Raw genomic sequence first — 14,967 nt, 5'->3', positions numbered from 1 at the left:
GGTTTATCTGAATTGTTTGTAGGTATCAAAGGTTAACGTGAACCCGCCCCAACCTTATTTTGCTGACTCAAAAATTCTTTTAATCGCATTAAATTAATCGTTTGACCTAAATTCAATGGAATCACCGAAATTCCTTCCAGTCGGGACTGAAGCCAACCCTCGCCCCAATACCATTCGTGAAAACCATCAATTCCCCGACTCAGTAACAAACGGAGACAGTTCGACTCAGCGACATCAACATAATGTTGAATGGTAACAGGCCCAATAGAACTGGTAAACATCATCCCGGTTTGAAACTGTTCCGGGAGTCCCGGAGAAAACTGCTGGGGCCATAACCATTGTTGAAACTGACTCGGGCGTAATAAACTATCTCGAATCGCCGCTTCTGACGCTTCGACTTCAATACGAAGATTGCTTTGTTGAAAAGTACCCAGCATAGTCTTTTACAGTTATCAGTGACCAGTTATCAGCGCAAACTTGCGACGGGCGCGGTTTCCGCCAGAAGCACAGTTTGCAAGAGAGTGACCAGTTTTTCAGTTAACAGTGACCAGTGAACAGTTAATAGTTTCTTGCCTGTTGCCTGTTGCCTGTTGCATGATTGCCTGTTCACTGTCTTATATGGTAAGCGATCGCACTCTCCCTCAGCCAAGACGCCGGAAAAAACTACAATGGTTAAAAATAGGCAGTGTAAAGAAATGTAAGCATGGCTGATCAACTGATTCGCGCTACGGCGGCGTCGGATGGAATCCGGGCGGTGGGAGTCATTACCACCCGCTTAACCGAAGAAGCCAAACAACGCCACAAACTTTCCTACGTTGCCACGGCAGCGCTCGGTCGGACAATGGCCGCAGGATTGTTACTTGCTTCGAGTTTGAAGCAAGCTGAATCCCGAGTCAACATTCAAATCAAAGGAGACGGCCCCCTGGGTCGAGTTCTCGTTGATGCGGGGTTAGATGGTACCGTCCGAGGTTATGTAGAAAATCCCGATGTGGAACTTCCGCCCAACGAAAAAGGAAAACTCGACGTTGGGGGTGCAGTGGGTCGCAATGGGTTTGTTTATGTGGTGCGGGATGAAGGCTTTGGCTATCGTTACTCAAGTACCGTTGAACTGATTTCTGGGGAAATTGGTGACGATCTGACTTACTATATTCTCAACTCCGATCAAACGCCTTCAGCTTTGGTTTTGGGCGTGTTTGTTGATAGTGAGGGTGTACAAGCGGCTGGGGGAATATTATTACAAGTCCTGCCCAAAGCCGCAACCGATGAAGAATTAGTAAAGACCTTAGAATCTCGAATTGAAGGCTTATCTGGGTTTACTCCCCTATTACGCCAACGTCAAACCCTACCCGACATTTTCCAACACCTGTTGGGAGATATGGACTTAAAGATTCTACCGACAACCCAACTTGTCCGCTTTGATTGTAGTTGTTCCTTTGAACGAGTCTTGAACGCTTTAAAAATGTTCGGAGAAGCCGAACTGCGGGACATGATCGCCAAAGACAACGGCGCCGAAGCCAAGTGTGAATTTTGCGGGGAAGTCTATCAAGCCAATGGCGATCATCTCTCTGAACTGATTGAGGAGTTGCGATCGCGAACCGATTCCCCTAATATTCGGAGAAGATCGATTCTGTTCTGATGTCAGCTAGCTCAAGTTGTACATGACAGTCGAATCGAAGTTAAAATCAAAACCCTGGTCTGATCAAACCAGGATGGGGGAGATTGGAGCATGGGAATTATCGGGTTGAAGCTGTTGTATACCAATGGCCGCTATACTCTGAGCTTGAACCTCTCTCCCCCTTTCATTTACGGTAGATTGTCGCCCATACTTCTACTGTCAGGTCGGGAGTCGAGGCGTTTGTGTGGTGAGAGCTGTTTTGGGTTAGCATACCTATGAGTGAAAAGCACAAGAAACAGAGCCGTTGGATAGAACGATTATCCACGCAACCAGGAAAAGATCCTCAACTGTCCGCGCAACCCTTGTCGCTGCGGAAAAGTCGCGCTGAACGACTCAAAGAGTTGCGGGCGTTGTTGGAGTCGGGGCTTGAGGAACAATCAACTCAACCGCCAAAAACAGATCCCCAACCGGAGACTGTGATTCCGCAGACTTTAGCGATTCCTCCATCGGAACCTATTCCTGAACCGCCACCCCGAGCGCCGAAACAGTCTAAGGGAGCCTTGGTGCTGAAGTTAACGCCGTTGTGGTTGGTGTTGATGATCTTAACGCCGGGAGGTGTGGGATATTTAGCCAGTTCGATGCTGTTGCGATCGCCGTCTTTACCCAATTGTCCGAAAATTTTCTGGCCGATTGCTTCGGCTTCTTTGCGTCTTTATTGTGCAGAAACCGCCGCTAAAAAAGAAACGGTTCAAGATTTATTGGTGGCGATTGAATTGGTGGATGGTTTATCGAAAACTCACCCCCTCCGTCCTGAAATTAACCGTCGGATTGAACAGTGGTCACTGGATATTCTCGATTTGAGTGAAAATTTATTTCAAGCAGGTGAACTGAAAAAAGCCATAGAAAGCGCTCGCAAAGTTCCTCAAGATACCCCAGCAATGGCGAAGGTAGAAGAACGAATTAAAGAATGGAACGATCTCTGGAAAGAAGCCGAGGGTATTTACCGCAAAGCTGAAGATCATTTGCGTCAAGAACAGACGAATTTGGCATTTCGAGAAGCGACTCGTTTGCTGAATATGGGAAATCAATATTGGGAAACAACCAAATATCAAGAACTGACCGATTTCGTTCAGATTGTTCGTGAAGAAAGCAAAAAATTGGCAGAAGCCCGAGGAATTGCTGAACAAGGTGGTTTTGATAATATCATTGAAGCGATCAAAAAAGCAGAGGTAATTGGTTCAGAAAGTTATCTCTATGATCGCGCGACAAAGGCGATTACAGAATACAGCAAAACCGCTCTGAATTTAGCAGAAGAAAATTTAAAAACAGGAGATTGGCAACGCTCAATTAATATGGCGCAGCAAATCCCCAAACGGGGGAATTTAGATAAAGAAGTTGAAGATTTTATCTTGTTATCTCGCGCTCATATTCCCGCCTCGTTGGATACGGTAGAAGGCTTGAAAGATGCGATCGCTCAAGCTCGTAAAATTAATGTCGGTCGTCCTTTTCATAATAAAGCACAACAATATATTCGCGACTGGCAACAGGCGATCTCGGATGTGGCAACTTTAGAAAAAGCTCGAAAATTAGCCCGTTCTGGTGCTGTTAAAGACTTAAAAGCTGCTGTTGCTGAACTGCGATCAATTCCGACTTCTAATCCTCGGGGCGACGATGCCCAGGTTCAGATGGTGCGTTGGAATCAGAAAATAGAAGAAATAGAAGATAGACCTTTATTAGAAAATGCCGATCAATTAGCCAGTTTTGGAGATGTGAAATCCCTCAAAGAAGCGATTTCTCAAGCGCAACAAATTAGCCAAGGACGGGCGCTTTATGATGAAGCTCAAGATCGAATTTCTGAGTGGGCAGAAAGAAGCCAACGCTTGGAATTTCAACCCATTTTAGATCGAGCCGTTCAAATCGCTTCAGACGGGGATTTAGCCCAAGCCATTTCGGTGGCTGAACAGATTAAACCCGGAATTGTACTCTATCCTGAAGCCAAAATGAAGGTTGATGGATGGAAAGCTGAACTTCAAGATACTAAAAATGTTCAAGATGCAGAAAATATCGCCGCTAGTGGTACCGTAGATAGTTATGTCAAAGCGATTCAACTGGCTTCTCAAGTGTCTCCTTCGAGTTCTTGGCGGGGACGTGCGGATCGTTTAATTGGGGAATGGAGTCAGGAAATCTTAGACATCGGTTTGGATCAATCAGTTTATGATTTACCTGCGGCGATCGCTACGTTGAAGAAAATTCCTTATGGAACAAATGCGTTTAATGCGGCTCAACCTCAAATTCAAACCTGGGAAGGATGGTTGAACCCTCCGCCTCCTCAACCTGAACCTGAACCTGAACCTCAACCTGCTCCTCCGAGATCTAACGATTACAATGACTACGGGAATTATGATGACGGGTACAATTACAATAATGAGGATGGTTATCAGGACTACAATAGCCAACCCTATCAACCCATTCAGCAAACACCGACTCTTCAACCCCAAATTTCGCCTTCTGAAATTTATAATGATTCTGTGGAGTTGAATAAACCGATCACCGTTAACAAAGTTTCAGATATTCGATAAGGACTTTTAAACAACAAATCTCCTATGAACCTTCGTACACTTCGCCAATTCCATCGCCAACTCGCTCCGATTATTATGCTACCGTTTTTGATTACGGCAACGACAGGTGTCGCTTATCGATTAGGAAAGAGTTGGTTTGGTTTATCTCGCGATCAAGTTCACTTTTTAATGGTGATTCACGAAGGAGAATATCTCGGAAAGCAACTCGAACCTGTTTATGTTTTATTGAATGGGTTGGGGTTGCTGTTGATGTTAACAACGGGAATTGTGATGTGGGGAAATAGTCTGAGTAAAACCAGTTGGTTTAAAGCTATGTTTTCCCGTCCAAAAAAAGAAACAACTGAATAAAAAATGACTTCAGTTTCTCTATTTAATTGTCTTCCTCCTGGGGTTCACTCAACCAACTAATCAGCATTCCAGCAATCGGAATCGCGAGAAATACGCCTAAAATTCCGGCAATTCTTTCCCCGACAAACAGAGAAAAGAACAGAAAGACAGGATTAATATTTAAGTTATCTTTCATCAGTTTAGGAGAGATGATGTTATCTTGAGCTTGCTGTAAAATTGTTGCTGCAATTAACACTTTAACCCCCATCCAAACCCCTTGAGAGAGAAACACTAATAAACTCACGACAATCACACATAATGTTCCACCAATACCCGGAATCAGATCAATTACACCTAAAATAATACTCAAAAATAAAGCATATTGAATACCTAAAATTGAAAAAACAATAAACCCAGAAGTTGATAAAAATAGCACTAATAAAAACTGAACACGAAAAAAACCAATGAAACTTTCTTGAACCGTTACAGAAAAGCGCTCGCGAATCTCTACAGGTAATATTTTTAAACAAGCTGACCAAATTTTACTTCCATCAATCAGCATATAAACACAAATTACAACAATAAAAATTAAGGTTAAAAAGTTTGAAAATGTGCCTTGAAGTAAACCTAAACCTGTTAGCAATCCGGTTTGTAAGGTTTGAATAATCCTTTCAATATTAATCGAATCTAAAAAGTTTTCGATTGGATTAACATCAGAATCCTGTAAAAAATTCAGTAAACTGGTTACAAATCCCTGTCCTTGGTTAATAATTTCTGCACCGAGTATACCAATTAAAGCTATTAATAATCCAAAGGTTATGATACAAGTAACAGCGATGGCAAATCCACGCGGAATATAACGAGAAAGGCTTTGAACCGGATAATTTAATAAAGCTGCCAACGTTGCGGAAATCGTAAAAATTGTAATAACAGAGTAGAAATAATCAATCAGTTGAACAACCACCCAACCGCAAGCAAACAGTAACAGGAAACGCAGCAACATTGAACTATTAACCCGTTTCCAAATTGAGTTTAAATCTTCTAACATTTACCTTAAATAAATTTTGACGAGAATCATACCGTTTATTTAAGCATAAATTGACCTCTAGCAATCCTAAATGACAAAAAAAATCCCGGCTTCTTTGAGAAACCAGGAATTTTTAATCTTCTATGAACGAGTTTGACTCTCTTGAAGTTGTTGCTGCATTTCCTCAAAGGTATTAGCGGGTTTCTTACATTTCAACCCCTGACAAACTAACCCCGTTACCCCTTCAGGAAGGTTAGTATCCACTTTAAAAATCGTTACCGGATAGTATTGAGAACTCAAGGTTTTAATGTGTTCTACATTGCTTCTGACTAAGGTATTATTACGATACCAATCTAACGCCACAAATAAACTCGGACAGGCTTGGGGGGATTTTTCCATAATACTACTAAATGCCTGTAAACCTTGTTCGGCTTTGTCGAGGTAGTCTAACTGTTCAGTTAGCAAAAATAACCGCACTAAATTCGCCATTGCAACTCCATTCGCCGCAGGGGTTGCATTATCAATATAACTGCGTTCTCGCATTAATAATTCGTTCCCTGCATCTGTTCCGATATTGTAGTAACCGCCCAATTCTGAACTCCAGAGAAATTGATCAAATTCCTGTTGAACTTGAACCGCTTTTTCAAACCAATATTCGGGGGCTTTAAAACTCGCGTCTAATACACTGGCTTGATGTAAATCAATTAAGGCTTTAATCAATAACGCATAATCTTCTGACTGGGCTAAAACATCAGGATTTCCATCATAATTAACCCGGTGCAGTCGTTCATCCACCCATTGATTCTCTAAAATAAATTGTGCGGCTGTTGTGGCAATTTTCAGATATTCTGACTGTTGAAAAACCGTCGCCGCCCTCGCTAAACCGGATATCATCAAACTATTCCAAGCCACAATCATCTTAGTATCTGTGACGGGAGGAATGCGACCAGGCCAATTTTTTGATTTAGCTTCTTGGTTATTTGTAGCGGGAGAAAACGTTTCTAAATCTTCAGGCTTGGAACCATAACGCACTGCAAACAATTTTGCTAAGGCTGATTCTAATTGTTTACTCAGTTCATTACAATTCCAACGCTGTAAGACATTTTTTTCTTCAAAGTTCCCCGCTTTTGTAACCGTAAATTTGGCTTGCAATTCTCCAAATTCTCCCGGTGAAAGAATCTCCTCTAATTCTTGCCAAGTCCATACATAAAACGCCCCTTCTTCCGGTTCAACTTCTTCAGGAGTGGTAAAATTATCCGCATCTTGGGACGCATAAAAATATCCCTTTGATGCAGTCATTTCTCGTTTTAACCAGCTAACTGTTCCTGAAATTGATCGTTTGAAGGCAGGTTCAGTAACGCCTTTACTCCATAAATTAGCCAAATATTCAACAATTTGTCCGTTATCATAAAGCATTTTTTCAAAGTGCGGCACCGTCCAAGTGGGGTCAACCGTATACCGATGAAAACCCCCCGCTACATGGTCATAAATTCCCCCAGAAACGAGGTCTGTTCCCCGTTGAGTACAAGCTTGTAAACTATCATAACGAGATTCCAAATCAAATCGAGTTTCATGTAAAGCCGTATCCGCATAAGGAATCATTGGAAAACGCGGCCCACCGAAATCATTGCGACTAATAATGCCTGTATTGGTTGTTAAACCTTGTTGTAATAAACCCTCACTCAGTTGAGAAGCAGGTAATAATGTTGATTCAACTAAAGCATTACGAATTTCTTGTTTAAGATTTTGCAAACGAGTCTTTTCTGTATTATAAAAATTCCTGACTCGTCGCAAAACTTCTATAAAACCCGGTTGTCCGTAGCGAGGTTGAACCGGAAAATAAGTGCCACCAACAAAGGGAACTAAGTCATCAGGAGAGAGAAATATATTTAACGGCCAGCCCCCTTGACCCGTCATCATTTGTAGCGCTTGCATATAAATACTATCAATTTCCGGCCGTTCTTCGCGGTCAACTTTGATGGGGACAAAATTCTCATTCATATATTGAGCGATAGCCCGATCCGAAAACGCTTCACCCTCCATCACTGTACACCAATGACAACTAGAATAGCCAATCGAAAGGAAAATGGGTTTATCCTCACCCTTGGCTTTTTCCAGGGCTTCATCGCACCAGGGCCACCAGTCGATGGGATTTTCCCCGTGTTTGCGAAGATAGAGACTTTTGGACTGGGCAAGACGGTTAGCCATAGGAACACCTGCTCATATTGAGTCCGCTTATTAGTCTTCTAGTTTAGCGTAAATGACCCCAAAACTCTAGGCAACTTACATTTTCTACCAATCAGAGCAATTCATGGTTTAATAATGATTGCTTTTAGAATTGCACCCTTAAGTCGATGAACCTATCCAGACGAAAATTCCACAAATATTCAGCTCAATTTTTAATCAGTGCCTTGTTTCCGGGAACGTTTTTAAACTTTTTTAAACCCCGTTTAAAAGAACAGAATATCAGCAATGGCTTTAATAAAATTGTCAGTTATTTGCAAGCCGGAACCGATTTATTAGTTCCGACTTTTTTGGGGAATCCTCAGAGACGATTTTATGGTCGAGGGGTTCCTGAAGGCTTGAATATTATCCATAAATTTCCCCTGGGAACCGGAGTAACTTATGTTGGGAGTACCCGAAAAGTTTGGAGTGGGGCTGGTTGGACAGGACAACCCACAATTACACGCGATCAAGGTAAAATCTATTTAGTTATTGGTGCCTATGATCATCATTTAAGAAAGATAGATTTTGAAACAAACGAAGAAATTTGGAAATATAAATTTGATGATGTGATTAAAGGTTCTTCGAGTATTTATATTGATGAAACAGCAACCATAGACAATCAAATTGTGATTTTACAAGGCAGTCGAACAGGTAGACCCCGAAATGGAATTGCACCCAGTTTTCGAGCAATTTCTTTTAGAACGGGTCAAGAACTCTGGAAACTGAATATAAAAAAAACAGCTTCTTATAGCCAAGATAATGACAGTTCAGCATTATATCTCGGTGATGATATTATTTTTAATGCGGGAGAAAATAGCATCGGTTACTTCCTCAGCAGTTCGACAAAAGCCGCTCAAAAAAAATTAGGCTTTCGGCAACCCAAAATATTATCAGAAGTTCAACTTTATAGTTCCTCAGATGTGAAAAGACAGGGCGGAAATATTATCAGTGAAGCTTCACCCTCTCGACTGGATAACCGTATTTTTGTAGCTGCGGGTTCAGGACATATTTATGGAATTAGTTTAGATGAACGAAAAATAATCTGGGATTTTGACATCGGTTCAGATTTAGATGGAACGGTTGCTATTTCAAAATCGAGTCAGCTTTTTTGTACGATTGAAAAAGAACGGATTCCCGGCCAAGGTGGTGTGATAAAACTCAATCCCGATAAACTACCTGAAGACAGCGTTGAATGGTTTTTACCCACAGGAAATACAAATTTAGCCAGTTGGAAAGGGGGAATTATTGGTTCTGTTAGTTTGAACGATGAATACAACCCTGATGGTTTTCCCGCTTTATTTGCAACGAACGCTATTGATGGCTATCTTTATATTGGTTCTCAGGATAAAATCACAGGTCAAAAAGTTAAAGGGCCGTTATTACAACAAACTTATAATACACCTGTTATCGTCTTTAAACAAAGAATTGGCGGTTCAATTTCTACACCAATTTTTACCGATGGTTATAAATTAGTCACGGCTGGATATAATGGCGTTTATCTGTTTAATTTAGAGTGGGAAACCGCCAAACCCGATGACTCCAACGCCTTAGAAAATGCAGCAGGAGAATATTATCGCCTGAAAGTCGAACAAGTGGGACAGTTTAAACCCGGAATTTCCTTTGAGTCTACCCCGGTTGTCTGGGATGGCAAAATTATCATCTGTGGGCGAGATGGTTGGTTGTACACCTTGGGAGGTTAATATTATCCGCCCTTGACAGTCGAGAAATCCCCCCCCTAGCCGTTTCACAGTTCTCTGAAGGATTTGGTAATATTAAAATCAGGAGAAGTTAGCCTATGGGAAACTCACGATGGAAACATCCGAAAACTCGATCACTCAACAAACTTATATTCAACAAGAAGCCCAGGAAATTCTCAAGATTGCTTTTGCTAAAAAAGATGAAGACGGAGAACTGTCTCGCTCTCAATTGATGGAAATTGCAGCAGAATTGGGCATTTCTCCCGGTGAATTAGCGCTGGCGGAACAAGAATGGCATCTTTCGAGACAAGACTCTCACGAAAAACTGATTTTTAATGCCCAACGTCATCAGAAATTGGGACAGGACTTAATCAAATTTGGAATTGTTAGTGCTTTTCTAATTTTACTCAATTTGGTGACAACACAGGGGATTGCCTTTGCGCTGTCAATTATGTTAATCTGGGGTTTATTCTTAGCCTTGAGTGCCTGGAGAACCTATCAAACTGAAGGGGAAGAATACGAGAAAGCATTTAGTCGATGGAAAATCAAAAAACAACTCGGACAGTCCTTTAATACCATTGCCGAGAAAGTTTTGAAAGGATGGCAGTCTTAATAACAGTGACCAGTAGGCGTAGGGGCGGGTTCCACAATCATTCCTATTTCTCAGTAATAATCTACATAAACCCGCCCTTGACAGTTTCTTAATAAAAGTCACCAGTAGGTGTAGGGGCGGGTTCCACAATCATTCCTATTTCTCAGTAATAATCTACATAAACCCGCCCTTGACAGTTAGTTAATAACAGTGACCAGTAGGCGTAGGGGCGGGTTCCACAATCATTCCTATTTCTGAGCAATAATCTACATAAACCCGCCCCCCACAGTGATTATGTTCAGAATACGAATAACTGGAAGTTAGGGCAGGTTTATATCAGTTATTTTTGTCAAGACATACATCTGTTCGGAACTCGCCCCAACATCCCTGTAAACTGTCTCCTAAACGCCTGTTTCTAAGGTGCAGTTTAAACCCATATTTGCCAGCATTGTTTTAATTTCATCTTGATAAATCGGGTTCATCACAATCACAACATCCGGTTTATACTCAGACAAAAACTCCGGCGGAACAATTTTTTGTCCGGTTCCGGGAACATACATTCCTTGTTTGCGAGGATTAATATCAACAATATATTCAATGGGATTTTGCATTTTGAGGAAATTTAAAAAGGTCACACCCTTAGAACCTGCACCCCAAACCACAACCCGTTTCCCTTCCGCAACATAAGCTTCCAGTTTGTTTTTCCAAGTCCGAATTTTTTGATCAAATACAGTTTTAAATCGTTGAATCTCTTCAGCGAATTGTTGAACCTTTTCCGTTTGTTCTGCCGTTAACGTTGTTACGATTTCACCCGGATGCGCCTCAATACAGAGAAATTGTCCGTTAAAGTCTTCTTCAATATTATCGACCTCAAATCCACAACAGGAAAACGCATAAGTCAGAGAAACAGGCGAAAAATAACCACAATGTTCGTAGATAATATCCCAAATTGACAAGCGTTCAAACGTATCTAAAGCATTGGGAACCTCAAAGAAAATCCCCGGTTTAGTCTCTCCAATCGTGTGTTGAATTGATTTCAAAAGTTGCATCGGTTGCGGAATATGTTCTAACGTATGCCGACAACAAATAAAATCGCCTTGATACTCAGCATAACGTTCTGAATAATAGTCTTGAATAAACTCAACTTTATCCTGTGCTTTTTGATGTTCTTCTAACGGAACATAACTGGGATCAAAACCAATTCCCTGATTATTTCCGAGTTCAGACAGTAAAATCAAAAACTCTCCTTTCCCACTGCCAATTTCGAGAATCGTTTTCTCCTGAAGATGATGACGTTCGATTAAACGCATCGCCAAAGATTTAGCATACTCTTGAAAACGAGGTGAAAAATCCAACGCATTTTCGTAGGATTGGGTATACTCTAAACGAGCCGGATCAAAAGCCACATTACTAATAAAACCACAGTGAGAACAAAACGCCAGATGCAGATCCCCTCGGTTACAATTTTGCGCGTCTTGTTGATCGGGCCACAGAAGATTGCAGAAAACTGGAACATCCGCCATCTCAAAAAATATATTCCATTCCGAAGACCCACACACTGGACAGGTGGATTGAGATATAGTATTCATAAGTACGAACCTCCAGGACAAATTTTGTAACTTTGATTAGATTGGCAATCGGCTGATCTCGGTTGATTCATCGGCTTCAACCTTCTCAGCCTTGACCGGATAACAAAAAGGTCTGCGATCGCACCAACCTAGTCTAAGCTAGCAAGAGATTCAGTGAAAGCCTAATCGTATCGAGTATGACAACAGCTAAATCAAAATAATGATAGAGCCATGAAGGGGTATGTGGTGTAGATTTTTCAACCCTGAGTCTAACTGTATTCAAAAACAGACAGACCTACACCGAAATCACGTTCTAACCAAGACCAACCGACAAACTGTGACTCAAACGTTAACTCAAACAACCTCAAGCCGGAACATCCATCGTACAGTTCTCAACAATGGCATTGTGGTTTTAGTAACCGAAAACCCAGCAGCAGACATTGTGGCGACTCGCATCTTTGTACGAACCGGAAGTTGCTGGGAAACCCGAAATCAAGCCGGACTGTCTCATCTGTTAGCCGCAGCCTTGACAAAAGGAACAGAAAATCAGTCTTCTTTAGAAATAGCCGAACGAGTTGAGTCTGTTGGCGCCCGTCTGAGTGCGGATACCTCAACCGACTATTTTTTGATCAGTCTCAAAACAGTCAGTGCAGACTTTGCGGATATTCTGAGTTTAGCCGGTCAACTGTTGCGATCGCCAACCTTTCCCCCAGAAGAAGTAGAATTAGAGCGACGGATCACCATTCAAGGAATTCGTTCTCAGCAGGAACAACCCTTTTCTGTCGCCTTTGATCACCTGCGCCAGATCATGTATCGGGATCATCCCTACGCTTTCTCAAGTTTAGGCACAGAAGAAACCATTTCTCAAGTGAGTCGTGAGGATATCGTCGCCTTTCACCAAACTTATTTTCGCCCCGATCAACTGATTATTTCCATCGCCGGGAATATTACCTTTGAACAAGCTCTAGAATTAGTCAATCAGATTTTTGGTGATTGGAAAACCGAGGAAAAACCCTTACCCCGATTAATTTTACCCACTCTAACTCCCAATCCTCAAGCCTCCGTTATTTCCCAAGAAACGCAACAATCTGTGATGATGTTAGGCTATCTCACCTGTTCGGTGAATAGTCCAGACTATGCAGTTTTGAAACTGCTCAACACCTATTTAGGAAATGGTCTGTCGAGTCGTCTGTTTGTCGAATTGCGGGAAAAGCGGGGTTTAGCCTATGATGTTTCTGCTTTTTATCCGACTCGTTTAGACTGCTCCCAATTTGTCGTTTACATGGGAACAGCACCGGAAAATACCGCGATCGCTATAGACAGTTTACGCTCAGAAGTCGAACGTTTGGTTAAAGTTCCTCTGACAGAAGCCGAATTACAAGTTGCCAAAAATAAACTTCTCGGTCAATATGCTCTCGGAAAACAAACGAATGCTCAACTCGCCCAAGTCTATGGCTGGTATGAAAGTTTAGGGTTAGGAATTGAGTTTGATACCCAGTTTCAGGCTGATGTTTCAGCAGTAACCGCCGATGATGTTCATGCTGCGGCTGATCATTATTTTGTGATGGAACCCTATCTGTCTCTCGTTGGCCCGGAAACTGCGGTGCAAGCGTTCAACTGACCTGCTTAAATTTTCTTTTCGGGCTTATTCCATCCAGTATGATTAGTTTTGGTGTGGAGGAATAGTGCTGTGAAGTTGCGGCAATACATTGACATTGTGTTGAGTGGGTTGTTCATCAGTTTGACATCAGGGTTCGCGATCGTTCAAGCTTTCCCTGTGATCGCTCAAACCCCTAACGTAAAATTAGTTCAACAAAACCTAACCCGTCCGGTTCTCAGAACAGGTAGCCAAGGGGTAGAAGTCTCGGAGTTACAAGCCGCTCTCAAGTTGCTCGGTTACTACACCGCAGAGGTGAATGGGGTTTATGGCGAAAGTACCGCCAAAGCCGTGTCTGAATTTCAAGCTGCGGCAAATTTGCCCGTTACAGGCGTGACGAACCAAGCCACATGGGATAGCCTATTTCCACCGGATGAGACCTCTTCAGCGCCAACCTCGCAGGCTACAGACTGTGTTTGTAATTCCCCTGCGGGTTCTGAAGAAAATTCATCAACCGCCAGAGCCAGTTTTCCGGTGTTGCGCTTGGGAATGCGGGGAGAAGCCGTTGTCGGACTACAAGAACGTTTGCGGGCTAAGGGGTTTCTCCGAGGTCAAGCCGATGGAGTTTTCGGCCCGCAAACCCTAGCGGCGGTTAAAGCGGCTCAGGAACAGTATAAACTCAAACCCGATGGAGTTGTGGGGGGTCAAACGTGGATTGTTATTTTGCGTTAAATCATCTCAATGTCTCAAGATGTTAAGCTATGTCAACTTTTTTTGAGAGGGGTTTTTCTCTGAGAAAAGCTATGCTAACTTATTAAATTAATAGGACACATTGAAAGCCAAACCGCTATTCAAAACTCCCCGATTAAAGTTGTGTCCCTCTGCTTTAATCAACTTCTGTACAACCCCTCTGGTTCACATCATCAGCCTATATCTTGTTGACGCTGTAGAGGGTAATTCGCCCCCCTAAAACTTCTCTAGATTCAACCCGTTATGAGTAGAGTTTGGGGTCAGTGTCATAATCAAAGTCTGTATCGACTTAAAATCAGGCCTGTTAGCCGAGATGGTTGTCAGTTGTGTAAACCCTAATTAATCTTCAACTAATTTGCCTCTATCTAACTTCCTTACAATCTGCTTGAGTCAACTTAGTAAAATTATCTTTAAGGTCTAGTAGCCTCCTACTAGGCCTTAAATTTTGGGTGAGGGGAATTTTTAGATTAAAATTTAACTGCTATAGCGCTACTTGAATCGGGAACAGGGAACAGGGAACAGGCAACAGCAGACTATGAAAGGATTCTAGGATGTAGAAATGTCCTAACCGAATTTTGTACTGCTATAGAAGATGTCAACTATTTAACTTGAGGGTTTAATCATGGCAAAAGGTTCTTTTGCAGCAATGCAAACCAGTAATACACAGCTAACGTTTTATTATGAAAATGGTCAAACAGAAACATTAAGCATTCCAATAGCTGCAAATGATTTAGGACAACAGTTACAGCAGATGTTAAACCAACCTTGGTTAATCTTTCACCTCGCGGAACAAACAGTGATGATCTCCACCCAGAAAGTGATTAAAGTTGAAATTAAGCCAGCACTCACCCAACTGCAAGGAGAAGGCATTTTTTCTAATACACAGCGCGTCACAGCCCTACAACGGGGCGCTGCGGGTCGTTTGGGAGTTTAATCCTTAAATTACAGCCTGGGAGAAGCTGGAAAATGCTGCTAACCCCAGGCTAAAA

12 protein-coding genes are annotated in these 14,967 nt (G+C 42.1%); 8 read left to right on the top strand and 4 right to left on the bottom strand.

Annotation, left to right across the window (positions count from 1 at the left end):
• Window positions 1–32: 32 nt before the first annotated feature.
• Window positions 33–437 (bottom strand): hypothetical protein, encoded by a 405-nt coding sequence (locus WN50_RS10650; protein ID WP_046280095.1) that lies wholly within the window; start codon window positions 435–437, stop codon window positions 33–35.
• A gap of 266 nt (window positions 438–703) precedes the next feature.
• Between WN50_RS10650 and hslO the strand changes: the two genes are divergently transcribed.
• The 3 genes from hslO to WN50_RS10635 all read left to right on the top strand — a co-directional run bounded on the left by hslO (window position 704) and on the right by WN50_RS10635 (window position 4,542).
• Entirely contained in the window at window positions 704–1,636 is a 933-nt protein-coding gene (hslO, locus tag WN50_RS10645) for an Hsp33 family molecular chaperone HslO (protein WP_046280094.1), read from the top strand.
• A 254-nt stretch (window positions 1,637–1,890) separates the two neighbouring features.
• Window positions 1,891–4,194, top strand: coding sequence for a hypothetical protein (locus tag WN50_RS10640; protein ID WP_046280093.1), 2,304 nt, complete (start codon window positions 1,891–1,893; stop codon window positions 4,192–4,194).
• A gap of 24 nt (window positions 4,195–4,218) precedes the next feature.
• Entirely contained in the window at window positions 4,219–4,542 is a 324-nt protein-coding gene (locus WN50_RS10635) for a hypothetical protein (RefSeq protein ID WP_046280092.1), read from the top strand.
• 22 nt (window positions 4,543–4,564) lie between these two features.
• Here the strand turns inward: WN50_RS10635 and WN50_RS10630 are convergent, their stop codons facing one another.
• Both WN50_RS10630 and WN50_RS10625 read right to left on the bottom strand, forming a co-directional pair.
• Window positions 4,565–5,569 carry an AI-2E family transporter gene (locus WN50_RS10630; RefSeq protein WP_046280091.1) on the bottom strand — a complete coding sequence of 335 codons (1,005 nt, stop codon included), beginning with the start codon at window positions 5,567–5,569 and terminating at the stop codon, window positions 4,565–4,567.
• A gap of 120 nt (window positions 5,570–5,689) precedes the next feature.
• Window positions 5,690–7,756: a thioredoxin domain-containing protein gene (locus tag WN50_RS10625; RefSeq protein ID WP_046280090.1), complete on the bottom strand. Its 2,067-nt coding sequence runs from the start codon at window positions 7,754–7,756 to the stop codon at window positions 5,690–5,692.
• A gap of 146 nt (window positions 7,757–7,902) precedes the next feature.
• Here WN50_RS10625 and WN50_RS10620 point away from each other — a divergent pair, with 146 nt between their 5' ends.
• A complete protein-coding gene (locus tag WN50_RS10620; RefSeq protein WP_046280089.1) occupies window positions 7,903–9,474 on the top strand; it encodes a PQQ-binding-like beta-propeller repeat protein in 1,572 nt (523 codons plus the stop codon).
• Window positions 9,475–9,583: 109 nt separating this feature from the next.
• Window positions 9,584–10,084, top strand: a complete 501-nt coding sequence (locus WN50_RS10615; RefSeq protein ID WP_046280088.1) for a 2TM domain-containing protein — start codon at window positions 9,584–9,586, stop codon at window positions 10,082–10,084.
• A gap of 380 nt (window positions 10,085–10,464) precedes the next feature.
• Here the strand turns inward: WN50_RS10615 and WN50_RS10610 are convergent, their stop codons facing one another.
• Window positions 10,465–11,652 (bottom strand): class I SAM-dependent methyltransferase, encoded by a 1,188-nt coding sequence (locus tag WN50_RS10610; protein WP_046280087.1) that lies wholly within the window; start codon window positions 11,650–11,652, stop codon window positions 10,465–10,467.
• Window positions 11,653–11,968: 316 nt separating this feature from the next.
• On the opposite strand from WN50_RS10610, the gene WN50_RS10605 reads away from it, so the two are divergent.
• The 3 genes from WN50_RS10605 (at window position 11,969) to WN50_RS10595 (ending at window position 14,912) form a co-directional block, all read left to right on the top strand.
• Window positions 11,969–13,252 carry a M16 family metallopeptidase gene (locus WN50_RS10605; protein ID WP_046280102.1) on the top strand — a complete coding sequence of 428 codons (1,284 nt, stop codon included), beginning with the start codon at window positions 11,969–11,971 and terminating at the stop codon, window positions 13,250–13,252.
• A 69-nt stretch (window positions 13,253–13,321) separates the two neighbouring features.
• Window positions 13,322–13,960, top strand: coding sequence for a peptidoglycan-binding domain-containing protein (locus tag WN50_RS10600; protein ID WP_049559046.1), 639 nt, complete (start codon window positions 13,322–13,324; stop codon window positions 13,958–13,960).
• Between the two features lie 640 nt (window positions 13,961–14,600).
• Window positions 14,601–14,912, top strand: a complete 312-nt coding sequence (locus tag WN50_RS10595) for a hypothetical protein (protein WP_046280086.1) — start codon at window positions 14,601–14,603, stop codon at window positions 14,910–14,912.
• Window positions 14,913–14,967 lie beyond the last annotated feature (55 nt).

Source organism: Limnoraphis robusta CS-951 (genome assembly GCF_000972705.2).
Note: the sequence above shows the minus strand (reverse complement) of the source record. Positions and strands in the feature narration are given on the sequence as shown.